Origin of the sequence: Burkholderia seminalis, from assembly GCF_001718535.1 — a bacterium.
GTDB lineage: Bacteria > Pseudomonadota > Gammaproteobacteria > Burkholderiales > Burkholderiaceae > Burkholderia > Burkholderia seminalis.
This window is the reverse complement of record NZ_CP013399.1, coordinates 454,845-478,360: the sequence shown is the minus strand read 5'-3', so window position 1 is coordinate 478,360 and position 23,516 is coordinate 454,845. Positions and strand designations below refer to the sequence as shown.

Below are 23,516 nucleotides of genomic sequence, written 5' to 3'. Positions count from 1 at the left end.
CAGTCATCTGGATCGGAGATATGGATTCCAGTCCATTCGGAATGATTTAAGGATCGGCTTGCGATCCGCGAAATGTCGCGGCGTGACCGTAGATTGAGCCCATTTTGTCCGTTGCGGAACGGAAGAGGCGTGTTTGGCACGGTATTCGCTAGATGGTTGGTCGACGTTATCGGACTCGTGCGACAGATGAAGAGGAATGCTTGATGGGAAAGAAGACATACAAGGTCGTTGCGGTATCGGGCAACACCTCGCGGCCGTCACGAACGCTCGCGCTGTCGGAGGCGTTGCTGTCCGGCTTGCGTGCCGAGTTGCCTGTCGAGCCGCATTTGATCGAACTCGGGGTGATCGCGCCGGTGCTGTCCGGTGTGCTGTCGAGAGCGGATGCCGGCGACGAACTGGAGCGACAGTTGCGCGCGATCGAGGAGGCGGATGCGTTGATCGTAGGAAGTCCTGTCTATCGGGCTTCGTATACGGGGCTCTTCAAGCATCTGTTCGATCTTGTGCATCACGAGGCGCTGATCGACGTGCCCGTTCTGCTGGCTGCGACGGGGGGCAGCGAACGTCATGCGCTGGTCATTGACCATCAATTGCGCCCGCTGTTCAGTTTTTTCCAGGCGCGTACCTTGCCGATCGGCGTGTACGCGTCCGAACGGGATTTCCAGAACTACACGATTACGAGCCCCGAGTTGCGCGGGCGCATCCGGCTGGCCATCGAGCGGGCCGTCCCGCTCGTTCGCGAAGTCGGCGGATTTGAATCTTCCGCGGCCGTGCCGGTCGCGTGAATCTCGACATTTTCCAACCAGGACATTTCCATGAGCAACACGACCTCCTCCGGCGATGCCGTCAAATTCGCGTACTGGGTGCCGAACGTCAGCGGCGGCCTCGTCGTCAGCACGATCGAGCAGCGTACCGACTGGAGCCTTGAATACAACCAGCAGCTCGCACGCACGGCCGAGGCGGCCGGCTTCGACTACGCGCTGAGCCAGATCCGCTTCACGGCCGGCTACGGCGCCGAATACCAGCACGAGTCGGTGTCGTTCAGCCAGGCGCTGCTGCATGCGACGACGAAGCTCAAGGTGCTCGCCGCGATCCTGCCGGGGCCGTGGCATCCGGCGGTGGTCGCGAAGCAGCTCGCGACGATCGACCACATTTCGAACGGGCGCATCGCGATCAACGTCGTGAGCGGTTGGTTCAAGGGCGAATTCACCGCGATCGGCGAGCCGTGGCTCGAGCACGACGAACGCTATCGGCGCTCGAAGGAATTCATCCAGGCGCTCAAGGGCATCTGGACCCAGGACAACTTCACGTTCAAGGGCGACTTCTACCGCTTCAACGATTACACGCTGAGCCCGAAGCCGGTGCAGAAACCGCACCCGGAAATCTTCCAGGGCGGCAGCTCGCGGGCGGCGCGCGACAACGCGGCGAGCGTGTCGGACTGGTATTTCACCAACGGCAACACGCCGGAGAACCTCAAGGCGCAGATCGACGATATCCGTGCCAAGGCGGCCGCGAACAACCATCGCGTGCGGATCGGCGTCAATGCGTTCGTGATCGCGCGCGACACCGAGGAAGAGGCGAAGGCCGTGCTCGACGACATCATTGCGCACGCGCACGTCGAGGCGGTCAATGCGTTCGGCGATGCGGTGAAGGAGGCCGGCAAGGCGTCGCCCGAAGGCGAAGGCAACTGGGCGAAATCGACGTTCGAGGATCTCGTGCAGTACAACGACGGCTTCCGCACGAACCTGATCGGCACGCCGCAGCAGATCGCGGAGCGCATTGTCGCGTTGAAGGCGATCGGCGTCGATTTGGTGCTGGCCGGGTTCCTGCATTTCATCGAGGAAGTCGAGTACTTCGGCAAGAAGGTGCTGCCGCTCGTGCGCGAACTCGAAAGCCGCCAGCAGCCGGTCGCGGCCTGACCCGGAGCGAGACGCATGACTCAGACCGCACCGCCGCTGCTCGCGCTCGAGCGCATCTCGCTGTCGTTCAAGGGCGTCAAGGCCGTCACCGACATCAGTTTCGAGGTGGCGGCGGGCGAAATCTGCGCGCTGATCGGACCCAACGGCGCGGGCAAGAGTTCGCTGCTCAACGTGATCAACGGCGTATATCGGCCGGAGCAGGGTGCCGTCCGGTTCGACGGGCAGGTGTACCGGCGCATGGATCCGTATCGCGCCGCGCACCGAGGCATCGCGCGCACGTTCCAGAATCTCGCGCTGTTTCGCCGGATGAGCGTATTCGACAACGTGCTCACGGGGCGCAACCTGCATCGACGCAGCACCTGGCTGGAGCAGACGCTGCATGTCGGACGCGCACGCCATGACGAGGCCGAACAACGCAGGTACGCGGAACGTGTGATCGAGAAACTCGACCTGCAGGGCCATCGCGACACGGTAGTCGGCACGCTGTCGTATGGCTTGCAAAAACGCGTTGAACTGGCGCGCGCGCTCGCGGCCGCGCCGCGTCTTTTGTTGCTCGACGAGCCGATGGCCGGGATGAACGCCGACGAGAAGCATGCGATGGCCGAATACGTGCTCGATGCCAACGCGCATCTCGGGGTGACCGTGGTGCTGATCGAGCATGACATCGGCGTCGTGATGGGCGTGTCCGATCACGTGGTGGTGCTTGATTACGGCAGGAAAATCGCCGACGGCAGGCCCGACGAGGTGCGCAGGCATCCGGATGTGCTGACGGCCTATCTGGGCACCCGTCACTGACGGGAACGGACGACAACGGGGGGGTAATGGAGTTCTTCATCGAGGTGCTGACCGGCGGGTTGCTTGCGGGCGTGATGTACTCGCTTGTCGCGATCGGTTTCGTGCTGATTTACAAGGCGTCCGGCATTTTCAACTTTGCGCAGGGCGCGCTCGTGCTGTTCGGCGCGCTGACCTACGTGAGCCTTGTCGAGCGCGGCTGGAGCGGATGGCTCGCGTTTGTCGCCACGCTCGGCGCGCTGGTCGTGATCGCGATCCTGACGGGGAGGCTGGTGTTGCGCCCGCTCGTGAACCGGCCGCCCATCGTGCTGTTCATGGCGACGCTTGGCCTGAGCCTGGTGCTCGAGGGCGGGGCGCAACTGCTCTGGGGCGCGCAGGTGCACGGTCTCGAACTCGGCATCGACGACAAGCCGCTGCATCTGGCCGGCGTCATGGTCAGCCAGTTCGATCTGTTCGCGGCTGCGACGGCGGGCGCGCTGGTGCTTGGACTGTCGCTGTTCGCGCGAGGAACCCGCCTTGGCCTGTCGCTGCGTGCGGTGGCCGACGATCCGCTTGCCGCACTGGCGGTTGGCGTGCGTCTGCCGCGCGTATGGGCGGTCGTCTGGGCGCTGGCGGGGTTCACGAGTCTCGTCGCCGGGCTATTGTGGGGCGCTCGGCTCGGTGTGCAGTTTTCGCTTTCGCTGGTCGTGCTCAAGGCGCTGCCGGTGCTGATCATCGGCGGCTTTTCGTCGATCGGCGGCGCGATCGCGGGAGGGCTGCTGGTCGGTGCCACCGAGAAGCTGGCCGAGGTTTACGCGGGTGGGCTGATCGGCGACGGCATCGAGAACTGGTTCCCCTATCTGATGGCGATGCTGTTCCTGCTGGCGCGGCCGTACGGCCTGTTCGGCGAGCCGCCCGTCGAGCGTGTCTGAGGGAAGTCACATGGAATTGACGAATACCGCTTCGGTCCCCGTATCGCGTCGCGTGAACCCGCGCCGGTGGATCGCGCCGGGTGTGCTTGTGCTCGTCGCGTTCGTTGGCGTGCCGCTGTGGGCGAACGATTACTGGCTCAATGCGATTCTGGTGCCGTTTCTGATCCTGTCGATCGCGGGACTCGGCCTCAACCTCTTGACCGGCTATGCGGGGCAGCTTTCGCTGGGTTCGGCGGCATTCATGTCGATCGGGGCCTACGCGAGCTACAACCTGCTCGTGCGCGTGCCGGCGCTGCCGTTGCCGGCGAGTCTGCTGCTTGGCGGGGGCGTGAGTGCCGCGGTCGGCGTGCTATTCGGGTTGCCCAGCCTGCGCATCAAGGGTTTCTATCTGATCGTCTCCACGTTGGCCGCGCAATTTTTCGTGGTCTGGCTGTTTACCCGCGTGAGCTGGTTTTCGAACAACGATACGTCGGGTGTGCTGAGCGCGCCGCTGCTTGAGATCGGTCGCTGGCACATCGACAAGCCGGCGTCGCGCTATCTGTTGGTGCTCGGCGTCGCGACGGTGCTATTCGCACTGGGAGCGAGCGTCGTGAAAAGCGAGCTGGGGCGGCGCTGGATGGCGGTGCGCGACATGGATACGGCGGCGCGCGTGATCGGCATTCCGATCGGCCGGACCAAACTGCTCGCGTTTGCGCTGAGTTCCTTCGTGCTGGGGATTGCCGGCGCACTCTGGGCCTTCGCTTACCTCGGCACGATTGAACCGGACGGCTTCAGCCTCAACCTGTCGTTCCAGATCCTGTTCATCATCATCATCGGCGGCATGGGCAGCATCGGCGGAAACTTCCTCGGCGCCGCCTTCATCGTGCTGCTCCCGATCCTGCTGTCGAACGCGGGCGGCGAGCTCGCGCGATTCGGGATCGGCGGCGAACAGGTGCAGAACCTGCAGAAGATCGTATTCGGCAGCCTCGTCATCGTGTTCCTGATCAAGGAACCGGACGGGCTCGTACGATTGGTCCAGGTGGCGTGGGCGCGATTCGTGAACAAGAAATGAAGCCGTGTCGACGGGGAATTTTTTTAGTTATATCAACAAGGAATACTAAGCATATGAGTAATATTCGAAAACGATTTTCAGGGTTGGCGTGGAGAAAATGGGTTGGCGCCTTTGCCGCCGTGCTTGCGCTCTCTCCGGCGGTCGTGCCGCAGGCGCGAGCGGCGGGCGCGGAATACTTCCCGCTGCAAAGTTACCGCGTCGGTCCGTACGCGGCGGGCGGCAGCGGCTTCTTCGGCGGCTTTATCGACTACCTGCAGCTGATCAACGCGCGCGACGGCGGCGTCAATGGTGTCAAGCTGGTGTGGAAGGAGTGCGAGACCGAATACGTCGTGGAAAAGGGCGTCGAGTGCTACGAACGCCTGAAGAACAGCGGCCCCGACGGCGCTCCGGCCGCGGCCACCAATCCGCTGTCGGTTGGTATCGCGTATGCGACGCTCGACCGTTCCACGGCCGACAGGATCCCGCTCATTACGATCAACCACGGACGTACCGACTCCACGGACGGTTCCGTGTTCCCGTACGTGTTTCCGCTGCAGCTGAATCCGTACAGCGAGGTGTCGGCGATCGTCAACTACGTCGGGCAGCGCTCGGGCGGACTGGCGAGCCTGAAGGGGAAGAAGATCGTCGTGCTCTATCACGGCTCGCCGTATGGCCGCGAGACGATTCCCGTGGTCGATCTGCTGGCGAAGAAATACGGCTTCATCGTGACCCAGATCGAGGTTCCGCACCCGGGTAACGAGCAGGGTTCGCAGTGGCTGAAGATTCACCAGATCAATCCCGACTGGGTGATCCTGCGCGGCTGGGGCGTGATGAACCCGGTGGCGATCAAGACCGCACAGAAGGTCGGGTATCCGGTCGACCACATCATCGGCAACATCTGGAGCAATTCGGAGGAGGACGTGCGCCCGGCCGGCGATGCGGCCAAGGGCTTCATCTCGATCACCACGCACCCGTCGGGAACGGATTACCCGGTGCTGCAGGCGATCAACCAGTTCGTGATCAAACCGGGTAACGGCAACCTCAAGGATCCCGCGCGCTTCGGCACCGTGTACTACAACCTCGGCGTGGTGAACGGCATCCTGAATGTCGAGGCGGTGCGCGTCGCGCAGCGCAAGTACGGCAACAAGCCGCTGACGGGCGAGCAGGTGCGCTGGGGCTTCGAGCATCTGAATCTCGACGACGCCCGGCTCAAGCAGCTCGGCGCGCTCGGTCTCGTGCAGCCGCTCAAGCTGTCCTGCGCGGACCACGAAGGGGGCGGCGCGGTGCGTTTTCAGCAATGGGATGGTGCCAAGTGGCACGTGATCAGCGATTGGGTGCAGGCCGATCGCGCGCTGCTGCGCCCGATTATCGAGAAGTCGGCGCTTGCCTATGCGAAGGAAAAGGGCATCACGCCGCGCGATTGCAGCAAGGAGCCGTGAGCATGAGCGCCCCGATCCTGCAGGTCGACGAGATTGCCGTAACTTACAGCCAGATCATTCCCGCGTTGCGCGGGGTGTCGCTGACGGTCCCCGAGGGCGCGATCGTTGCGCTGCTCGGCGGCAACGGGGCGGGCAAGACCACGACGCTCAAGGCACTGTCGAGCCTGGTGCATGCCGAGCGCGGCGAATTGACGAGTGGCCGCGTCGTCTATCGCGGCGAGGACGTCACGCGTGTCGAGCCGTGGACGCTGGTCGAGCGTGGTCTGGTCCAGGTACTCGAAGGGCGTCGCTGTTTCGGACACCTGTCGGTCGAGGAGAACCTGCGGATCGGTTCTTTCGCGCGGCGCTCGAAGCGGATCGGGATCGACACGGATCTGGAGCGGATCTACACGATCTTTCCACGCCTGAAGTTGAAGCGGAAAGCCTTGGCCGGCTATACGTCGGGCGGCGAACAGCAGATGCTCGCGATTGGCCGGGCGCTGATGGCGCACCCGTCACTCGTGTTGCTGGACGAGCCGTCGATGGGACTTGCGCCGCTGGTTGTCGAGGAGATTTTCGAGGTCGTGGCGACGCTCAACCGTGACGAGGGCGTGAGTTTCCTGCTCGCCGAGCAGAACGCGTCGATTGCGTTGCGCTTTGCCGGTTATGGCTACGTGCTGGAAAGCGGTCGAGTCGTCGCGCATGGCACGTCGGCGGAACTCAGGGAGCTCGATGCTTTACGGGATGCCTATCTTGGCGGTACGCCGGTCGAATATGCGGCCAGACGGGCACAACGGACGTTGGTGACGACTTCGGCATGACGGGGCCGCCGGTCGGAAGTCGGACAGGATGCGCAATCGACAGCATCGGGCCGAGCGATGTCCCGAGCTCGCCGTCGTCGCTCCTGCTTGCCGCGTTTCGACAGCCGTGGCGCCGATCGTGCGAGAACCCGGCATGGCATCGACCCGCGCGCGCTGCGGATGATGATTTCACGAATACATGATGAGTCTCGATATTTTCTGGTTTCTGCCCACTTCGGGCGATACGCGCTATCTCGGCAGATCGGATTTCGGCCGTCAGGCAACGAACGCTTACCTGCGCAGGATTGCGGTCACGGCCGACGAACTCGGTTACGACGGTCTGCTGATTCCGACGGGCGCTTCCTGTCTCGATCCGTGGGTGACGGCGGCCAGCCTCATTCCGGTCACGCAGCGTATCAAGCTGCTGGTGGCGCTGCGGACATCACTTGGCAATCCGACGGCTTCCGCACGCCAGGCGGCCTCGCTGGACCAGGCCCTCGGCGCGGGGCGGCTGTTGCTGAATGTCGTGCCGGGCGGCGACGCAACCGAGCTTGCTGCCGATGGCGCGTTTTACAGCCACGACGAGCGATACGAGGCCAGCGACGAATTTCTCACGATCTGGCGTCGTCTGTTGCTGGGCGAGAAAGTCGATTTCGACGGCAAGCACCTGAAGGTGCAGGGCGCGCAGAACTTCTTCCCACCGGCGAGCAAGCCTTATCCGCCGCTGTATTTCGGCGGTTCCTCGCCAGCGGCGCACGAGTTGGCCGCGAAGCATGTCGATGCCTATTTGACCTGGGGTGAACCGCCCGATGCGGTGGCGGAGAAGATCGCCGACGTGCGTCGGCGCGCCCGGCAGTATGGTCGCGAGATTCGTTTTGGCGTGCGGCTGCATGTCATCGTGCGCGAAACCAGCGAGGAGGCATGGGCGGACGCAGATCGACTGATCAGTCACCTGACCGATGAGGAAATCGCGGCGGCACAGCGCAACTATGCGAGCATGGATTCAGTCGGGCAGAAACGGATGGCGGCGTTGCACGGCGGCAGCCGTGAAACACTGATGGTCGGTCCCAATTTGTGGGCCGGCGTCGGCCTCGTGCGCGGAGGGGCGGGCACGGCGCTGGTCGGAAGCGCGGAAGAGGTGGTCGCGCGACTCAACGAGTATGCGGACCTCGGTGTGGACAGTTTCGTGTTGTCCGGCTATCCGCATCTGGAAGAGGCGATTCGTTTCGCGGAATTGGTGTTTCCGCTGCTGCCCGGCAAAACACCGGTCACGTTGCGCGATCGGACGCTCACCGGTGGCGCGTTCGATATCCGGGCCAACTGACCCGCTTGGGGAAGCCCAGACGGATGCGATCGCGCGTTTTGCGACAGCGTGCCTCCGTCCAGGCAACGCTGATTACGCGATATAGAAAGCTCGAATACTTGGTTGGGCGCGCACGGATGCTTCGCTAGTATCCAACGCTCCCATTCGAGCGGGAACCGGACGGTTCCCGGTTGCGCCGCCCGTTGCGGCGATTCGCGACTTTCCAACTGCCGACATGTCTTCCCACTTGATTCCCGACGGCACGGCCGGCGACATCACGCGCCGGCTGGCCGAGGCGATCGCGTGCGCCGAACCCGCGCGTGATCCGTCCGCGATCGCTGCCGCGCGGCGCGGCCTGCTCGACTTTCTTGCCGCCGCGTTCGCCGGCGCTCGCGACAACGGTTACCGCAAGCTGCTGGCGGTGTGCGCTCGAGAATCGACCGGCGCGGCAGCGGTGATCGGCAGTGCGATTCCGGCATCGTCGCAACATGCCGCGCTGCTCAACGGTTATGCAGGCCACGCGCTCGACTACGACGACGTGCACAGCAGCGTGCGCGGCCATCCAGGCACCGTGCTGCTGCCGGCGCTGCTCGCGCTCGCGCAGGTGCGCGCCCGCAGCGCGCTCGAACTGCTCGATGCATACGTCGTCGGCGTCGAGACGATGGCGCGAATCGGTCTCGCGCTCGGCAGCCGCCACTACGAACTCGGCTTCCACAACACCGCGACGCTCGGCACGCTCGGCGCGGCGGCGGCCGCCGCACGTCTGCTCGGGCTCGATGCGGCGGCCACCGAAAACGCGCTCGGCATCGCCGCGACGCAATCGGCCGGGCTGCGGCTGCAGTTCGGTAGCGAGGTCAAGCCGTTGCACGCGGGCCTGGCGGCACGCGCGGGGCTGCTCGCCGCGGAACTCGCCGAGGCCGGCCTGGCCGGCGCACCGGGCGCACTCGACGGCCCGGAGGGATTCTTCGCCGTGTTCGGCGGCGGTGCGTCGCAACCGGCGCGCGTGCTGGCCGACTGGGGCGCGCCGTGGCAGATCGTGGCGCCGGGGCTGTACTTCAAGCCGTGGCCGTGCTGCACGGCAACTCATTACGCCGTGCAGGCCGCGCTCGATTTGCGCGCCCGCCATCGCATCGCGCCGGCGGACATCGACGGCATCGCGGCCACGTTCCCGCCCGGCGGCGATACGCCGCTGTCGAACCGACTGCCGGCCACCGGCCTCGAAGCGCGCTTCAGCGTGGAATACGCGGTGGCCGCCGCACTGACGGACGGGCCGCCCGGTGTCGCGACGTTTGCCGACGTGCCCGTGCGCGGCGACCTGATCGCGCTCGCCGCACGCGTGACGCGGCGCCACGATGCCGCGGCGCCGCGCGCGTCGACCGATCCCGCGACGCGTTTCTCGGTCGTCGAGATTGCGCTGCGCAACGGCGACACGCTGCGGCAACGCACCGAACGCCTCGTCGGTGCCGATGACCTTGCCGCGAAGTTCGCGGACGCGACCGCTCACGATCCCGCACTCGCGTTCGTCCCGGCACTGATCGACACGATGCGAAGCACGGCCGATCTCGCCCGGCTTTTCCACACCTTTACGCCGCTTCAATCATGAGCACCGATCGCAGCACACTTTCCCGCCGCCAGATGCGTCTCGGGTTGTTCCTCCAGGGCGCTGGACACCACGTCGCCGGTTGGCGCCACCCCGATGCCGAATCCGGCAGCGAGAACTTCGATCTCATGCGCCGCGTCGTGCAGACCGCCGAGCGCGCGAAGTTCGACATGGTCTTCCTGGCCGACGGCCTGACGAGCGGCCCCGACGCGCATCCGTCGATGGCCATGCGCTTCGAGCCGCTGAGCCTGCTGTCGGCGCTCGCGATGCATACGCGGCGCATCGGCCTGGCGGCGACCGCGTCGACGACGTACAGCGAGCCTTACCATATCGCGCGCGTGTTCGCCTCGCTCGACCACCTGAGCGGTGGGCGCGCGGCATGGAACGTCGTGACGACTTCATACGACCGCACCGCCGCGAATTTCACGCGCGGCAATCATCCGGATCACGCGCAGCGCTACGAGATGGCCGGCGAATTCGTCGATGTCGTGAAGGGGCTGTGGGACAGCTGGGACGATGACGCGGTCGTCAGGGACAAGGCGCGCGGCGTGTATTTCGACCCGGCGAAGGTGCACACGCTCGATCACGCCGGACACTTCTTCAACGTGAAGGGGCCGCTCAACGCGTCGCGTCCGCCACAGGGCCATCCGGTCGTGATCCAGGCCGGCTCGTCGGGTCCCGGCCAGGAGCTAGCCGCCCGCACCGCAGAAGTCGTGTTCACTGCGCAGCAGACGCTCGAGGAAGCGCAGGCTTTCTATCGCGACCTGAAGGGGCGGCTCGCGGCATACGGCCGCGCCCGGGACGCAATTGCCGTGATGCCGGGCGTATTCCCGGTGATCGGCCGCACCGAGCAGGAAGCCAAGGACAAATATGCGCAGCTCCAGCAATGGACCGATACGTCGGGTGCGCTGACGCTGCTGTCGGACCGTCTCGGCCACGACGTGTCGAAGTATCCGCTCGACGGCCCGCTGCCCGACCTGCCCGAATCCGACCAGTTGAAGAGCCGCGCGAAGCTGCTGACCGATCTCGCGCGCCGCGAGAACCTCACGCTGCGCGAACTCTATTATCTCGTCGCCGGCGCACGCGGGCATCGGATCGTGTGGGGCACGCCGACGCAGGTCGCGGACGCGCTCGAGGAGTGGTTCGATGGCGGCGCCGCAGACGGCTTCAACATCATGCCGCCCTATTTCCCGGGCGGACTCGACGATTTCGTCGAGCATGTCGTGCCGGAACTGCAACGACGCGGCCTGTTCCGCACCGAATACGAGGGCACGACGCTGCGCGACCATCTCGGGCTCGCGCGCCCGCCGAGCCGCTACGCCGCGCGTTGAGTCAGACCGCGAAGCGCGTCAGGTCCAGGGCGATCGGCGCGTCGTCGCGGCTTGCGTGGGCGCGGCCGGCCGGGCCGAGCGCATGGGCGAGGAAGGCCCGCGTGCGCGGGCTTTGCGGCGCGCGGAACAGTTGCGCGGCCGGCCCGTGCTCGACGATCACGCCCGCCTCGGTGAAATAGACGACGTCGCTGATTTCCTCGGCGAACCGCATCTCGTGCGTGACGAGCACGCAGGTCATGCCGTCGCGCACGAGATCGCGAATCACCGCCAGCACGTCGCCGACGGTTTCCGGATCGAGCGCGGACGTCACCTCGTCGAACAGGATCAGGTCGGGCTGCATCGCGAGTGCGCGGGCGATCGCGACGCGCTGCTGCTGGCCGCCCGACAGCTCGCCGGGGTAGGCGTGCGCCTTGTCCGCGAGACGCACGCGTTCGAGCAGTGCGTGTGCGGTGCGCACCGCGTCGGTGCGATCGCGGCCGAGAATCCGTACCGGCGCGACGACGAGATTGTCGATCACGCTCAGGTGCGGAAACAGGTTGTATTGCTGGAACACGAAACCGACCCGCTTGCGCAGCGCGATTTCGTCGCGCTCCGATGCGAGCCGGTCGACGCGCGTGCCGTCGACGTCGATCAGGCCGCGCTGCGGCCGCAACAGCCCGGTGATGCAGCGCAGGATCGTGGATTTGCCGGAGCCGGACGGACCGATGATGGACACGGCCTGACCGCGGTGCACGTCGAGATCGATGCCGCGCAGCACGGGCGTCGTACCATAGGACAGATGCACGTCGCGCAGGCGGACGAGCGGCTCGTCCGCGCCGCGCGGAGTTTCAGTGGAATGCATGACGTCGTTCGAGAAGGCGGGTGAAACGGGCGATCGGGTAGCAGTACGCGAAAAACAGGCCGAGTACCGTGAAATAGACGACGACGGTGAAGTCGGCACGCGCGACGGTGTTGCTCGCGACCTGCGCGGTGTCGAGGAGGTCGTGCACGCCGACCAGCGACGCGAGCGCGGTCGCCATCGCAATGCTCGCATACAGGTTCATCCACGGCGGCAGCATGCGGCGTACGCATTGCGGCAGGATGATCCAGCGGAACACCTGCACGCGGCTGAACGCGAGCGAGCGGGCGGCGTCCCACTGCGCACGCGGAATCGACTGGATCGCGCCGCGGAAGATTTCCGCGAAGTTCGCGCTCGCGGGCAGCGCGAGGCCGAGCGTCACCTTGAACCAGTCCGGAAACGGCAGCGCCGCATGGCCGAACCTGATCTCGAACGGGAATACGTAGGTCGAAAAATAGATCAGCACGAGAAGCGGCGCGTTGCGGAACACCTGCACGTACGCGCGCGCCATGACGCGTGCGATGCCGAGCCGCGACAGCGTCAGCGGGCCGAGCACGAGGCCGGCGAGCGTGCCGATCGCGATCGCGCTCGCGCTGATGCCGATGTTGACCAGCATCGCCTTGCCGAGCGCCGGCAGCCACGTGGCGAGCGCGACGAGGGTCGGGTGATGGCGGGCCGCGACGGCCAGCGCGACGACGGCCAGCGCAGCCAGTGTCGCCGCGACGGCGGGCCATCGCACGACGCGCACGGGCTGTGCGCGCAAGTCAATGGCCATAGCCGGGTATCCTCAGGCGGTGTTCCAGCCAGCGTCCCGCGAGGTTGACCGCGAACGTGAGCGCGCCGAAGAAGAGCAGGATCAGGATCATCAGCTCGAGCACATTGTCGCGCTGCGTCCAGATCATGATCGACGCATAGGTGACGTCGCCGACGGCGATCGCCGAGGCGACCGTCGTCATCTTCACGAGGTCGACCAGGTTGTTGACGAGCGCGGGCAGCGCGAAGCGCACCGCGAGCGGCAGTTGCACGTGCCAGAGCCGCTGGCGGCGGCTGTAGCCGAGCGATTGCGCTGCCTCGAGCGTTGCGCGCGGGACCGCGTCGAGGCCGGCGCGCAGCGCTTCAGCATGGAACGCGCCCTTGTGCAGCGAGATCACGATGACGCTCCAGAGGAACGGCGTCAGCGGATTGCCGCCCAGATCGCGCAGTGCGGCGCTGATCAGCATGTTGACGACGAGGAATGCGCAGAACAATTGCACGAGCGTCGGTGTGTTGCGGGTGACCTCGACGAAGGCACGCGCAGGGCGCGCGAGCGCCGCGCTCGGCGACACCAGCAGCGCGGCGAGCACGATGCCGCAGGCGAGGCTGCCGAACGCGGTCGCGATCGACAGTTCGAGCGTCACGCCCATCCCGTGCACGAACGACGCGCGTTCGTCCGGGGCGAGCACGAAGCTGTAATCGAGGCCGAACGTGCGGAGTGCATCGACGGCGGCGGCCACCGTCATGTGCGCTGCGCCTTGAGCTTCGCGTGCAGGTCGAGCACGGCTTGCGACGGCGTCATTCCGTTCTTCCGCTCGACGTCGAGCAGCCAGCCGCTGCGGTGCCAGTCCTGGACGATCCGGTCGAGCGCGTTTTGGGTATCGGTCTCGCCCTTGCGGACCCAAATCACGGCCGGCGACGGAATCAGGTCGCTCGACAGCGGGGTCGTATAGTCCTTCCAGTCGGGGTTGCGCGCGACGAGCATGCGCAACGTCGGTGCGACGTGCACGGCGGCCACGCAGTTGTTGCCGCGCAGTGCGAGCAGCGATTCCGGCTGACCGCGGAAGGCCTTCACCTGCGCGCCGTATTCCGTCGCGAGCGGCTTCGTGTAGTTGCTGCCTTGCGACACGCAGACCGGCTTGCCGCGCAAGTCGGCCCAGGACTTGATACCGCTGTCCTTGCGCGCGATCAGCGCGCCGCCGATGGATTCGAACGGCGTCGGCGCATACGACAGTATCTCCGCGCGCTCCGTCGTCAGCTCCATGTTGGCGATCAGCGCGTCGACCTTGCCCTGCTGCAGGAACTGCACGCGGTTCGACGGCTGCACCGGTGTCAGCTCGGCGTCGACACCGAGCCGCTTCGCGACGTCGTTCGCCAGATCGACGTTGAAGCCGACCGGTTTTTGCGTCGCGGGATCGAGCGAGCCGAACGGCGGGCCCGACAGGATCACGCCGATCGAGATCTTGTGACGTTGATGGATGCGATCGAGCGTGCTGTCCGCGCGAGCGACACCGGAAAAAGCGGAAAGGAGGGCGGCGAGGAAAAGCGCGTGGCCCGACGTAGTGCGAAACGATCTGCTGAACATGGGAAAGAGGAACGTTGTTGGAGCGACGCGGGGCGGAGCGTCGCGCGCCCGGTTGTCGGGAGCCTGTATTCTCGGGATGTGGAACGCATCCAAGAACCAACAAATTCTCATACCGTTATCTGATCCTCCGATTTACGCAGAGGAACGCGACGTTTGCGCGGCCAAAATGGCGGTGTAGCGGAGGGCTCGCGCGAGCGGATGCTGAACGGATCTGCGCGAACCGGTCGGCCGGCCGCGCCATGCGGCGCGGCGCCAGCGATCACGCACGCGCATGCGGCCCCGTGGCTCGGGGCGATGCCCGCTGGAAGACGACTCGAGCGTGTGGCGGACAACCGTTTGAACTCGCGGTGGTTTCACTTCCCTGGGTCGACGACGACCGGCGAAACGGCGTCGTCGACCCGGAATCGGTGGAGGAGGTGATTCGTCATGCGAATCAAAATAATTCTGTCGTGGGTGCCCTCCGACTCGTCGGCTCAGGGAACATCCGGAAACCGTTGACCGTCAGTCAAACGTGATCAAGTCCTTGAAGATCAGTTTTCCCCAGTTGTTTCCGCGCGCGTGAACAAGCAGTCCACCGTCCGAAAGTCCGCCGAGTGATATCGGCGCGAAACCCAGTTTTTCCGCAAGCGCGCCGATCTCCGCCGCGGCACCGTCATCATCGCTCGCGAGGAACACGACTCTCCTGCCGCCCTGTACGGCCGGGTCCTGGCCGAGAATGGCCGCCGCCAGATGATTGAAGCCTTTCACCAGCCTGGCTCCGGTGAACGCGTGCGCGACGAACGCAGAGGAGGGAAGACCGTCCAGTTCCTCGGGCGGGGCGAAGGTGTTCGTCACGTCGACGATGATCTTGCCCGTCCAGTCCGGCAGCGCTTTCGCGACCGCCGGGTGCGACTCGAAACGGACCGCCAGAAAGATGATGTCCGCCTTGACCGCTTCCGCCAGCGTGGCGGGAATGATCGAACGCCCGATCGCTGCCGCATCGGACGCGAAGCTTGCCGGATCGCGCGTGCTTGCAACGGCCACGTCGATGCCGTTGCGGGCGAACGCCCTGGCCAATGCGTGGCCGATCTTGCCGAAGCCGACGATTGCGTAACGCATGGGTTTCTCCTTCGTTTCCCGGTGTGCTCAGAGCTTGTAACCGCCGCTCGCTTCAATCGTTTGGCCGGTGACCCAATGGCCCTCATCGGACGCCAGGAACGCCACGACAGCGGCGATTTCCGCAGGCTCGCCGAAGCGGCCCAGCGCGATCTGGGCCTCGGCCGCCTTGACGAGTTCGGGATTCTCCCGAAAGGCGGCGTTCGCATCCGTTCGCGTGAAGCCCGGCGCCACGGCGTTCGCGGTGATGCCACGCGGCCCCAGCTCGATTGCGAGCGTATGGGTCAGGGTATTGATGGCTGCTTTCGCCATCGAGTAGACGGGCGCGGCCGTCACGGGCTTCGTGGCGGCCGCGGAAGATATGTTGATGATGCGTCCGCCGTCGGCGAGGCGATCCAGTGCGGCTTGAATGATGAAGAAGGGCGCGCGGGCGTAGACCGCCATCAGGGTGTCCCAACTCTCCGGCGTCGCTTCCTTGAAGCCGAGCCAGCCGGAATTGCCGGCGTTGTTGACCAGAATGTCGAGAGTCTTGCTTCCGTTCCGCCTCGTGAACTCGTCGTCGAGTCTTTCGAACAATGCCGGGACGGTCGTCGGATCAACGAGATCGGCGTGGACGGCGAACGCCTTGCCTCCCGCTTTCTCGATGGCCACGATCGTTTCGTCCGCGCCGGATGTGCTGGCGTTGTAGGTCAGTGCGACGGTCGCCCCGTCCTTTGCCAGACGTTCGGCGATGGCGCGGCCAATGCCTCGTGATGCCCCGGTCACGAGCGCGGTCTTGCCCTTCAGTGATTGCGTCATCTGTTTTTCTCCTCAGAGCTGTGCCAGGCCGCCGTCAACGGCGACCTCGCTGGCGGTCATGAAGCTGCTGTCCGACGACGCAAGAAAGGCCGCCACCGCGCCGATCTCGGCCGGATCGGCCATACGCTGGAGCGGCGTCAGCGCGCCGTAGGCCTTCTGGCCCGCTTCGCCCAGCGCCTCCTTGGCGAGTTCGGTCGCCGTCGCCCCGGGCGACAGCACGTTGACCCGGATGCCGGTGCCTTTCAGGTCCGCTGCCCAGGTCCGCGCGAGGTTGCGCACCGCGGCCTTGCTCGCGCTGTAGGCCGTGAATCCCGGGGCTCCCGTGGTGCCGGCGCTCGATCCGGTCAGGATGATCGAACCACCCGGGCCCATCAGCGGCAGCGCCTTCTGGACCGTGAAGATCGAACCCTTCACGTTGGTGTCGAAGATTTCGTCGATGTGCTCGGCGGTGAGCTGGCCGAGCGGAAGCGGGCTTCCCGCTCCGGCGTTGGCAAAGACGATGTCGAGGGTGCCGCGCTCCGCCTTGACCGCCGCGTAGAGCCGGTCGAGGTCGGCCGGATCGGCGACCGAGCCCTTCACCGCGCGGGCATTGGGCCCCAGCTCGGCCACCGCGGCGTCGAGTGCCGCCTGCCGGCGGCCGAACAGGTAGACGAAAGCGCCTTCCTCGATGAAGCGCTGCGCCGCGGCGCGGCCGATGCCAGTTGCGCCGCCGGTGATCACGGCAGTCTTGCCATTCAGTCTGTTCATGTCGTGCATCCTTCGAAACAAAAGTGACACGCCGATTCTGGAGCACTTGATTCATGAAGCCAATTGACTGAATATCTATAAGTACCATCTACTTTATAGATAGATATGCTGGACAACGTCACCATCAATCAACTTCGGGCGTTCGTTGCCGTGTGTGACCAGGGAAGCTTTTCCGGCGCCGCGAGGGAGCTGAGGCGTGCACAGTCGGCGGTCAGTCATGCGATCAGCGCGCTCGAGAGCGCGTTCGACGTGGTGCTGTTCGAGCGCAACACGCGCAAAGCGACGCTCACGGCCGCGGGCCGCAGCCTCCTGCCTGATGCACGCGGGGTGATCTCGCGCACCGAGGAAATGAAGATGCGTGCGGTGGCGATTGCCGAGACCGGCGTCCCGCAGGTCTCGATCGCCGTGGACACCTATTTTTCGCGGGCGCACCTGATTGAATGCCTGCACACCGTGCAGGCGGACTTTCCGACGGTTGCAATCAATCTGCGCATGACAACCATGCAGGGCGGCGAGCGTCTGGTTCTCGACGGGACGTGCGCATTGGCGGTCACGATCACGGACGTGCCCGAGCTGAGCCCGGGCACCGTAGAACGGCATCATTTATGCGATGCGCAGATGGTGACCGTCTGCGGGCCATCGCACCCGCTGGCCGCGATGGCGATGCCGATCCCGCGGGAAGAATTCGGCCGGCACATCCAGCTCGTCGTCACCGACAACCAGCCCGATGCGGAAAAGACCCAGCAGGGAGTCGCCAGTGAACGCCAATGGTGGGTAAACGACCTCGGCGCGAAGCACGACTTGCTCAAAGGCAGCCTGTGCTGGGGGCACATGCCGCGCCACATGGTCGAGGCGGACCTCGCCAACGGCGCCCTTGTCGAGCTCAAGCGGCGTGCCTGGCACATGCGTCCCCTGACGTTCATGATCTCGCAGCGGCGCGGGTACGCGCTTTCCGGATGCGAGGCGCGGCTGGTCGAACTGCTCGGCAATCGGGCGCCACAAAAGGCGGGAAGAGGGAAGTCGACGTAACGTGCGGCCGCTGACGGGTTGAATTCGCAATCGAAAGTCGCCAGTCGGAGGGCGGCTGTCGGTTGATTCCTGCCATTTTCATTTGTTCGCTCGCGCCCGCCGGATGCGCACTCAACTGTCGGCTCCAGAGATGGTGCGATCCCTTGGCCATCCCGCTGATGAGTCGCATCGTCGCTGAGCGAATCGTTGGCGAGGGCCAGCGCGAACGGCGATTTGCGGTTTGCAGCCCGGCCGAATCGGCGGGCAGGTCGAATACTCGGGCTCCTGACTGATGAACTCCAGCGCCGTCGCCCCGTCAACCAAAAAGCTTGACTATGAGAGCATATGCTCCTATTCTTTGTCTCAAGGGAGCATATGCTCTCATTTTCGAACGGAGCGAAGCGATGAACGAGCCTGAGATTCTTGTGAGCGGTGCAACCGGACGCACCGGAGGTATGGCGATTGACGAACTGCTCAAGATGCACAAACGCGTGCGTGCCTACGTGCGCACCGATGACGATCGGGCGGCAGCCCTGAGGCGGCGCGGTGTCGATGTCGCGGTCGGCGACTTCACCGGCATCGACGACATTCGGGCAGCGATGGAAGGCATCCGATCGGCGTATTTCCTTCATCCGATCGCGCCGGGGATCATCGGGGCCGCAGCCTATTTCGCACAGGCGGCAAAGGAGGCGGGGGTCACGGCGATCGTCAACATGTCGCAGATTTCCGCGCGCCGGGCGTCGCTGAGCCACGCGGCACAGGATCACTGGGTCTCCGAGCAGGTCTTCGATTGGTCGGGCGTCGCGACGACGCATTTGCGCCCGACGTTCTTTGCCGACTGGCTCGTCTATCCGCATTTTGCGCGGGAGATATGGGCCACGAAGAAGATCGAATTTCCGTTTGGCAACGGCCGTCACGCGCCCATCTCCAGCGACGACCAGGGACGCGTGATCGCCCACCTCCTCGCCAAACCCGAAGGCCACGGGGGCAAGACCTACACGCTGCACGGCCCCGTCGAGATGAACCACGTCGAGATCGCGGACGCGATGAGCGAGGTTCTCGGCGCCCGGATCGAATACGCGCCGATTTCCATCGAGGCATTCCGAATCAAGATGGAGACCCTTTACAAGTTTCCGCCGTTCCTCACGCAGCATCTGGTCGAAGTCGCGCAGAACTACCGAGACGGCATCTTCTCGGGCACCAACGACGCCGTCGAGAAGATCACCGGAACGCCGCCGCTGTCGGTTCAGCAATTCGTCGAGAAATATCGGGCCGCATTCGTGTGAACACGTCCCTGAAACGAATCGAGGGGTTTGAACATGTCACCCATTCAGCCTGATCGTCACCCGTTTCTCGATGATCTGACGGCCGATGCCGAACTGGTCAGCTCGGTGTTGCGCACGCCCGTGACCGGGCGCGACGAAATCCGGCTCGCCGTCGACGCCGTCGGGACCTTTTACGTCTCGCAGACGCCCACGTTCGTTCAGGCCGTCGGCTCGCGGCTCTTTCTCGAATACGAGGCCGTACTGACGAGCGGCGAGACGCTGAGCGCGGTCGTGGTCGTCGATCGCAACGCCGACGGCTCGGTGCCGCGAGTCAGCGTGCGAATGAGCCCGCTTGGCGCCGTACTGACTCTCGCGACCCATCTGCGGGAGTCGCTTTCGAAACAGTTGCCGGAACACGTCTTTCTCTGAACCAGGCACCCGCGTGCTCGTGGCGGGCGTCGACACGCCCCCGGCACGCGGCTTTTGAAACAGGAGCTTGTCATGGATATCAAGAACGCCACCGTCTTCATCACCGGCGCCAATCGCGGCCTGGGCCTCGCTTTTGCACGCGAGGCGCTGCGGCGCGGGGCGGCGAAAGTGTACGCCGGTATGCGCAACACGAGCGGTTTCGACGAGCCGGGCATCGTGCCGGTCAGGATCGATGTCACGGATCCGGCGTCGATCGCCGAGGCCGCGAAACGGGCGGCCGACACGACGCTGCTGATCAACAACGCGGGCATCGCCGCGCTGATCGACGGGCCTTTGGCGGCCGACATGCAAGCGCAGTCCGCCCGCTTGTTCGATACCAACTACTACGGCGTGGTGCGTGTCACACAGGCCTTCGAACAGATCCTCGCGGCCCAGCCGAATGCCGCGATCATCAACGTGCTCTCCGATATCGTGTGGCTCCCTCGGCCCTATCTGACGCCGTATGCCGCGTCGAAAGCCGCCGCCTGGAGCTACACGAACCAGCTTCGCTTTCACCTGCGCGAGCGCGGCATCCAGGTTCTCGGCCTGCACGTCGGGTTCGTGGATACCGATCTGACCAACGGCATCGACGTGCCCAAAGCCAGTCCCGGTGACGTCGTACGACGGACCTACGACGCGCTCGCCGCCGGCAAGAGCGAGGTCATGGCCGACGAGGGGACCGCGGCGCTGAAGAGCACGCTCGCGGCCGAGATACCCGGCTACATCACGCCGCCGGCAGGGCTTTGAACACCGCGGTCGACACGGGCCGGATTTGGCGGCGAGACACGAGGTGCGCGGATCGTGCGCCAGCGTTGTCGCTCCCGGCTATCATCGATGGATACGACCATACCCTTGCGCGACGTGTGCGTCGCGCTCGCGCAAGGAACCGAAATCAGGAGTGCACCCGATGTTGCCCGTCAACCAGCCGCTTGGCATCGATCAATGCAACTGCTTCACCGTAAGGAAGGCGAGCAGGCAGATCTCCCGACTCTACGATAGTCATCTCGAGCCCTCGGGCTTGCGCATCACGCAATTCCTCACGCTGGCCGCCCTGCGCGAAGTGGGAAGTACGCCGGTCAACGCCCTTGCCGAACGGCTCGATATCGAACGAACGGCGATGGGGAAGATGGTTGGCTTCCTGGAGCGCGACGGCTTCGTCACGATCAAGCCGTCGCCCACCGACGGCCGCAGCCGCCTCGTCGAACTCACCGAGGAGGGACGGCGCCTGCACGAAAGAGCCTCCCCACTCTGGCAGGAAGCGCAACGGGAGTTCGAGCAACTGAACGGTGTGGCCAATGTGACGGCGTTGCGAGAAGGGTTGAGAGGCGTGCAGATCGGCGACGTGTCGATGCGCTCGTCGCAAGACTGAGCAGTCATTCGACGAAGGGCGATGAAATCCGCTGTCGTTATCGCTGGCCTGCATCGCGCAGCAGTCCGAGGCGCACGAGGCTTTCGGCCGTGGCGACAATGGCGTCCTCGCGCGGGCGGGGCGACCAGCCGAGCAAGCCGATGGCCTTCTGGCTGGTGGCGTTCAGGTTGCGGCCGAGCAGCGGCAGCGATCCTCGCAGCGCCGGATCCCTGAGCGCGCCGATGCGCACCAGCCAGTCGGGCAGCACCCGGGTGGACACATGGCGCGCGGCATCGCCCATGCGCGTCTTGAGCACCTGCGCGACTTCGGCGAGCCACATGCTTTCGCCGGCAATGGCAATGAAGCGCTCTCCGTTCGCGGCGTCGTGGGTCATCGCCCGCACATGCAGGTCGGCGACGTCGCGCGCGTCGACGAAACCGGAATTGATGCGCGGATTGCCGGGCTGGCCGTTCAGCATGCCCCTGATCAGGCGGATGGAGTGCGAATAGTCGTCGCCGAGCACGGGCCCGACAACCGTCACCGGGTTGATCGCGGACAGTTGCATGCCGTGCCCTTCTCGCGCGATGAAGTCCCATGCCGCGCGTTCCGACAACGTCTTCGACTTCTGATAAGGCCAGACATCGGCGGCCGTCAGGTTGCTCCAGTCGGTTTCGTCGAAGGGGCGGTTCATTGGCCCGTGTCCGGCGCAAATCGCACCGAAAGCGGAGGTCAGCACGACGCGCCGGACACCCGCGTCCCGCGCCGCACGCAGCACGCGCAGCGTGCCTGCCACGGCGGGCTTGACCCAATCGTCTTCACTCGTCTGCGTGCCGGTGGGCGTGGGCGACGCGCCATGCACGACGTAGGCGCAGCCGGCGGTTGCCCGTTGCCAGCCGTCGTCGGCGAGGAGATCCGCCTCGACGAATGACAGACGATCTCCGGGTTCCGCGCCGCCTCTTTCGAGCTGGGCGCGCACCTGCGTTTCGCGCGCGAGCGAGCGGACGGTGGTTCGTACCTGATAGCCGCGATGCAGCAGCGCCAGGATGCAGTGTTGTGCAATGAAGCCGGTGCCGCCCGTTACGAGAACCGATTCGAGGCTGGTATTGCTGTTCATGTCGTTGAATGTCAGGGATGAAGAACCGGAAGGTTAAGGGCCGGTCTGCCGCTTGTTAATGCTTTATAGTGCGATTTACTTGCGCGACAGTACGATGATGAGCGACGATCCCTTCTCCGACATCCTGAGACTCGCGAACGCCGAATCGCTGGCAACGGGAGGCTTCTCGGCCGGCGGCGCCTGGGCCATTCGCTTTCCGGCACCCGACAAGATCAAATTCTTTGCGGTGGTGAAGGGCACGTGCTGGGTTTGCATCGACGAAGAGGAAACGCCGATCCGCTTTGAAAGCGGTGATGTCGGTCTGCTGACGGCAAAACGATCCTTTGTCCTCGCCAGTGATCCTGGCGTTCCACCCGTCGATGCGATGGCGTTGTTCTCGGGCGCCGGCAAGTCGTCGGCGAAACTGGGCAACGGCGATGATTTCGCCCACATCGGAGGACACGTCCTGCTCGATCCGGTAACCGGCAACTTGCTGTCGGACGTACTGCCGCCCTGGATTCACGTACCGGCCGCATCGCCGCAGGCAGTGAGGGTGCGCTGGCTTCTCGAGCAACTCGTGGAAGAGCGTGCGGCCGATCTGCCCGGCGCGCAGCTCGTATCGGCCCAGCTCTCGCAACTGCTTTTCATTCAGATACTGCGCGCCCATCTGAACGCGTCCGCGCCGTTGGCGGGATGGTTGCGTGCGTTGAGCAACCCACGCATCGCACCGGCACTGCGATTGATGCACGGTGATCCCGCACGCGCGTGGCATCTGGACGAGCTTGCCGCCGCGTGCGCGATGTCACGAACCACGTTCGCTGCGCACTTCAGGGCGAGCGCTGGCGTCGCGCCGCTGACCTATCTCGGCCAGTGGCGCATGCGGGTTGCGGAACGCCGTTTGCGCGACGAGAGCATCCCGGTCGCCCTGCTTGCGCAGTCGCTCGGCTATTCGTCCGAAAGCGCATTCAGTAACGCGTTCAAGCGCATGTCCGGACATGCGCCGACGGCCTATCGTCATATCGCTCGAACGGCTGCCGAAAACATCGGCAGTGAACGCGGCGGCGTTCGCGGGGAAAGCTGACGCTGCCGGTTCGGCACTGCCGCCGTCTCATGGCGGCGCTTCAATGAGAACGGTCGAGGTTCATGCCGGCACGGCGGGCGGCGCCGCGGCATGCACGCCAGGCAGCGCCGGCAGCGCATCGAGCAGCGACGCGGTGTACGGGTGCGCCAGCGCGTCGGCGGGCGTGTCCCCCGATGCTACCGGGCTCTTGTCGAGCACGCTCAAGCGGAACGGTAGCGCAGACAAATCGGAGTGGGAGCGGATGGCGTCGAACGTCATGATGAGGCGATCGGCGCGGGTCGAGGCGGCCTGATCAACGGGTTTTGCATGCCGAATTATTTTGCGGCGCCGTTCGCA

25 protein-coding genes are annotated in these 23,516 nt (G+C 65.1%); 16 read left to right on the top strand and 9 right to left on the bottom strand.

The annotated features are described in order from the left end of the window. Positions 1-203: 203 nt before the first annotated feature. From msuE to WJ12_RS17960, 10 genes are all read left to right on the top strand, one after another. Positions 204-782, top strand: a complete 579-nt coding sequence (gene msuE, locus WJ12_RS18005; protein WP_049033006.1) for an FMN reductase — start codon at positions 204-206, stop codon at positions 780-782. Positions 783-812: 30 nt separating this feature from the next. Beyond that, positions 813-1,916 carry a dimethylsulfone monooxygenase SfnG gene (sfnG, locus tag WJ12_RS18000; protein ID WP_069245757.1) on the top strand — a complete coding sequence of 368 codons (1,104 nt, stop codon included), beginning with the start codon at positions 813-815 and terminating at the stop codon, positions 1,914-1,916. Positions 1,917-1,931: 15 nt separating this feature from the next. Then, positions 1,932-2,711: an ABC transporter ATP-binding protein gene (locus WJ12_RS17995; protein ID WP_059562212.1), complete on the top strand. Its 780-nt coding sequence runs from the start codon at positions 1,932-1,934 to the stop codon at positions 2,709-2,711. 26 nt (positions 2,712-2,737) lie between these two features. Continuing rightward, on the top strand, positions 2,738-3,619 hold the full coding sequence (locus tag WJ12_RS17990; protein WP_034190398.1) for a branched-chain amino acid ABC transporter permease: 882 nt from the start codon (positions 2,738-2,740) through the stop codon (positions 3,617-3,619). 10 nt (positions 3,620-3,629) lie between these two features. After that, positions 3,630-4,670 carry a branched-chain amino acid ABC transporter permease gene (locus tag WJ12_RS17985; RefSeq protein WP_059562208.1) on the top strand — a complete coding sequence of 347 codons (1,041 nt, stop codon included), beginning with the start codon at positions 3,630-3,632 and terminating at the stop codon, positions 4,668-4,670. Positions 4,671-4,723: 53 nt separating this feature from the next. Beyond that, complete coding sequence (locus WJ12_RS17980; protein WP_082744786.1) at positions 4,724-6,088, top strand: ABC transporter substrate-binding protein; 1,365 nt, start codon at positions 4,724-4,726, stop codon at positions 6,086-6,088. 2 nt (positions 6,089-6,090) lie between these two features. Next, positions 6,091-6,888 (top strand): ABC transporter ATP-binding protein, encoded by a 798-nt coding sequence (locus WJ12_RS17975; RefSeq protein WP_034190401.1) that lies wholly within the window; start codon positions 6,091-6,093, stop codon positions 6,886-6,888. 181 nt (positions 6,889-7,069) lie between these two features. After that, positions 7,070-8,191 (top strand): FMNH2-dependent alkanesulfonate monooxygenase, encoded by a 1,122-nt coding sequence (gene ssuD, locus WJ12_RS17970; RefSeq protein WP_059562235.1) that lies wholly within the window; start codon positions 7,070-7,072, stop codon positions 8,189-8,191. A gap of 214 nt (positions 8,192-8,405) precedes the next feature. Then, positions 8,406-9,773 carry an MmgE/PrpD family protein gene (locus WJ12_RS17965; protein WP_059562205.1) on the top strand — a complete coding sequence of 456 codons (1,368 nt, stop codon included), beginning with the start codon at positions 8,406-8,408 and terminating at the stop codon, positions 9,771-9,773. Further along, positions 9,770-11,101, top strand: a complete 1,332-nt coding sequence (locus tag WJ12_RS17960; protein WP_034190403.1) for an LLM class flavin-dependent oxidoreductase — start codon at positions 9,770-9,772, stop codon at positions 11,099-11,101. Before WJ12_RS17965 ends, WJ12_RS17960 begins: the two co-directional genes overlap by 4 nt. Position 11,102: 1 nt before the next feature. Here the strand turns inward: WJ12_RS17960 and WJ12_RS17955 are convergent, their stop codons facing one another. The 7 genes from WJ12_RS17955 to WJ12_RS17925 form a co-directional block, all read right to left on the bottom strand. Next, the gene (locus tag WJ12_RS17955; protein ID WP_059562202.1) at positions 11,103-11,942 is read right to left on the bottom strand and encodes an amino acid ABC transporter ATP-binding protein; all 840 of its coding nucleotides are present in this window, start codon (positions 11,940-11,942) and stop codon (positions 11,103-11,105) included. Next, positions 11,929-12,714, bottom strand: a complete 786-nt coding sequence (locus WJ12_RS17950) for an amino acid ABC transporter permease (protein WP_059562199.1) — start codon at positions 12,712-12,714, stop codon at positions 11,929-11,931. The genes WJ12_RS17955 and WJ12_RS17950 overlap by 14 nt, the downstream gene beginning before the upstream one ends. Then, a complete protein-coding gene (locus WJ12_RS17945) occupies positions 12,704-13,438 on the bottom strand; it encodes an amino acid ABC transporter permease (RefSeq protein WP_049036067.1) in 735 nt (244 codons plus the stop codon). The genes WJ12_RS17950 and WJ12_RS17945 overlap by 11 nt, the downstream gene beginning before the upstream one ends. Next, positions 13,435-14,277, bottom strand: coding sequence for a transporter substrate-binding domain-containing protein (locus WJ12_RS17940; protein WP_049036066.1), 843 nt, complete (start codon positions 14,275-14,277; stop codon positions 13,435-13,437). The genes WJ12_RS17945 and WJ12_RS17940 overlap by 4 nt, the downstream gene beginning before the upstream one ends. Before the next feature lie 501 nt (positions 14,278-14,778). After that, positions 14,779-15,375 carry an NADPH-dependent F420 reductase gene (locus tag WJ12_RS17935; RefSeq protein WP_059562196.1) on the bottom strand — a complete coding sequence of 199 codons (597 nt, stop codon included), beginning with the start codon at positions 15,373-15,375 and terminating at the stop codon, positions 14,779-14,781. 27 nt (positions 15,376-15,402) lie between these two features. After that, a complete protein-coding gene (locus WJ12_RS17930) occupies positions 15,403-16,170 on the bottom strand; it encodes an SDR family NAD(P)-dependent oxidoreductase (RefSeq protein WP_034190409.1) in 768 nt (255 codons plus the stop codon). A 12-nt stretch (positions 16,171-16,182) separates the two neighbouring features. Further along, positions 16,183-16,917: an SDR family NAD(P)-dependent oxidoreductase gene (locus tag WJ12_RS17925; RefSeq protein WP_059562232.1), complete on the bottom strand. Its 735-nt coding sequence runs from the start codon at positions 16,915-16,917 to the stop codon at positions 16,183-16,185. A gap of 105 nt (positions 16,918-17,022) precedes the next feature. On the opposite strand from WJ12_RS17925, the gene WJ12_RS17920 reads away from it, so the two are divergent. The 5 genes from WJ12_RS17920 to WJ12_RS17900 all read left to right on the top strand — a co-directional run bounded on the left by WJ12_RS17920 (position 17,023) and on the right by WJ12_RS17900 (position 21,027). Next, the gene (locus tag WJ12_RS17920) at positions 17,023-17,946 is read left to right on the top strand and encodes a LysR family transcriptional regulator (RefSeq protein ID WP_034190410.1); all 924 of its coding nucleotides are present in this window, start codon (positions 17,023-17,025) and stop codon (positions 17,944-17,946) included. Between the two features lie 383 nt (positions 17,947-18,329). Beyond that, the gene (locus WJ12_RS17915) at positions 18,330-19,211 is read left to right on the top strand and encodes an NmrA family NAD(P)-binding protein (protein ID WP_059562193.1); all 882 of its coding nucleotides are present in this window, start codon (positions 18,330-18,332) and stop codon (positions 19,209-19,211) included. Positions 19,212-19,244: 33 nt separating this feature from the next. Next, a complete protein-coding gene (locus tag WJ12_RS17910; RefSeq protein WP_027789306.1) occupies positions 19,245-19,619 on the top strand; it encodes a hypothetical protein in 375 nt (124 codons plus the stop codon). Positions 19,620-19,691: 72 nt separating this feature from the next. Beyond that, positions 19,692-20,405, top strand: a complete 714-nt coding sequence (locus tag WJ12_RS17905; protein WP_059562191.1) for an SDR family oxidoreductase — start codon at positions 19,692-19,694, stop codon at positions 20,403-20,405. 160 nt (positions 20,406-20,565) lie between these two features. Next, positions 20,566-21,027, top strand: a complete 462-nt coding sequence (locus WJ12_RS17900; RefSeq protein ID WP_034190413.1) for a MarR family winged helix-turn-helix transcriptional regulator — start codon at positions 20,566-20,568, stop codon at positions 21,025-21,027. Between the two features lie 37 nt (positions 21,028-21,064). Here the strand turns inward: WJ12_RS17900 and WJ12_RS17895 are convergent, their stop codons facing one another. After that, complete coding sequence (locus tag WJ12_RS17895; RefSeq protein ID WP_059562189.1) at positions 21,065-22,120, bottom strand: SDR family oxidoreductase; 1,056 nt, start codon at positions 22,118-22,120, stop codon at positions 21,065-21,067. Between the two features lie 58 nt (positions 22,121-22,178). Here WJ12_RS17895 and WJ12_RS17890 point away from each other — a divergent pair, with 58 nt between their 5' ends. After that, on the top strand, positions 22,179-23,180 hold the full coding sequence (locus tag WJ12_RS17890) for an AraC family transcriptional regulator (protein ID WP_059562187.1): 1,002 nt from the start codon (positions 22,179-22,181) through the stop codon (positions 23,178-23,180). Positions 23,181-23,240: 60 nt separating this feature from the next. On the opposite strand, the gene WJ12_RS36780 is transcribed toward WJ12_RS17890, so the two are convergent. Continuing rightward, the gene (locus tag WJ12_RS36780) at positions 23,241-23,438 is read right to left on the bottom strand and encodes a hypothetical protein (protein ID WP_082744785.1); all 198 of its coding nucleotides are present in this window, start codon (positions 23,436-23,438) and stop codon (positions 23,241-23,243) included. Positions 23,439-23,516 lie beyond the last annotated feature (78 nt).

Excerpts from the sequence above, each read along its gene's own strand:
- sfnG (WP_069245757.1), top strand. The coding sequence starts at position 813 with ATGAGCAACACGACCTCCTCCGGCGATGCCGTCAAATTCGCGTACTGG.
- WJ12_RS17980 (WP_082744786.1), top strand. The coding sequence starts at position 4,724 with ATGAGTAATATTCGAAAACGATTTTCAGGGTTGGCGTGGAGAAAATGG.
- WJ12_RS17990 (WP_034190398.1), top strand. The coding sequence starts at position 2,738 with ATGGAGTTCTTCATCGAGGTGCTGACCGGCGGGTTGCTTGCGGGCGTG.
- WJ12_RS17985 (WP_059562208.1), top strand. The coding sequence starts at position 3,630 with ATGGAATTGACGAATACCGCTTCGGTCCCCGTATCGCGTCGCGTGAAC.
- WJ12_RS17945 (WP_049036067.1), bottom strand. The coding sequence starts at position 13,438 with ATGACGGTGGCCGCCGCCGTCGATGCACTCCGCACGTTCGGCCTCGAT.
- WJ12_RS17955 (WP_059562202.1), bottom strand. The coding sequence starts at position 11,942 with ATGCATTCCACTGAAACTCCGCGCGGCGCGGACGAGCCGCTCGTCCGC.
- WJ12_RS17995 (WP_059562212.1), top strand. The coding sequence starts at position 1,932 with ATGACTCAGACCGCACCGCCGCTGCTCGCGCTCGAGCGCATCTCGCTG.
- WJ12_RS17925 (WP_059562232.1), bottom strand. The coding sequence starts at position 16,917 with ATGAACAGACTGAATGGCAAGACTGCCGTGATCACCGGCGGCGCAACT.
- WJ12_RS36780 (WP_082744785.1), bottom strand. The coding sequence starts at position 23,438 with ATGACGTTCGACGCCATCCGCTCCCACTCCGATTTGTCTGCGCTACCG.
- WJ12_RS17900 (WP_034190413.1), top strand. The coding sequence starts at position 20,566 with ATGTTGCCCGTCAACCAGCCGCTTGGCATCGATCAATGCAACTGCTTC.
- WJ12_RS17930 (WP_034190409.1), bottom strand. The coding sequence starts at position 16,170 with ATGACGCAATCACTGAAGGGCAAGACCGCGCTCGTGACCGGGGCATCA.
- WJ12_RS17935 (WP_059562196.1), bottom strand. The coding sequence starts at position 15,375 with ATGCGTTACGCAATCGTCGGCTTCGGCAAGATCGGCCACGCATTGGCC.
- WJ12_RS17895 (WP_059562189.1), bottom strand. The coding sequence starts at position 22,120 with ATGAACAGCAATACCAGCCTCGAATCGGTTCTCGTAACGGGCGGCACC.
- ssuD (WP_059562235.1), top strand. The coding sequence starts at position 7,070 with ATGAGTCTCGATATTTTCTGGTTTCTGCCCACTTCGGGCGATACGCGC.
- WJ12_RS17890 (WP_059562187.1), top strand. The coding sequence starts at position 22,179 with ATGCTTTATAGTGCGATTTACTTGCGCGACAGTACGATGATGAGCGAC.
- WJ12_RS17915 (WP_059562193.1), top strand. The coding sequence starts at position 18,330 with ATGAACGAGCCTGAGATTCTTGTGAGCGGTGCAACCGGACGCACCGGA.
- WJ12_RS17965 (WP_059562205.1), top strand. The coding sequence starts at position 8,406 with ATGTCTTCCCACTTGATTCCCGACGGCACGGCCGGCGACATCACGCGC.
- WJ12_RS17975 (WP_034190401.1), top strand. The coding sequence starts at position 6,091 with ATGAGCGCCCCGATCCTGCAGGTCGACGAGATTGCCGTAACTTACAGC.
- WJ12_RS17940 (WP_049036066.1), bottom strand. The coding sequence starts at position 14,277 with ATGTTCAGCAGATCGTTTCGCACTACGTCGGGCCACGCGCTTTTCCTC.
- WJ12_RS17920 (WP_034190410.1), top strand. The coding sequence starts at position 17,023 with ATGCTGGACAACGTCACCATCAATCAACTTCGGGCGTTCGTTGCCGTG.
- msuE (WP_049033006.1), top strand. The coding sequence starts at position 204 with ATGGGAAAGAAGACATACAAGGTCGTTGCGGTATCGGGCAACACCTCG.
- WJ12_RS17910 (WP_027789306.1), top strand. The coding sequence starts at position 19,245 with ATGTCACCCATTCAGCCTGATCGTCACCCGTTTCTCGATGATCTGACG.
- WJ12_RS17950 (WP_059562199.1), bottom strand. The coding sequence starts at position 12,714 with ATGGCCATTGACTTGCGCGCACAGCCCGTGCGCGTCGTGCGATGGCCC.
- WJ12_RS17960 (WP_034190403.1), top strand. The coding sequence starts at position 9,770 with ATGAGCACCGATCGCAGCACACTTTCCCGCCGCCAGATGCGTCTCGGG.
- WJ12_RS17905 (WP_059562191.1), top strand. The coding sequence starts at position 19,692 with ATGGATATCAAGAACGCCACCGTCTTCATCACCGGCGCCAATCGCGGC.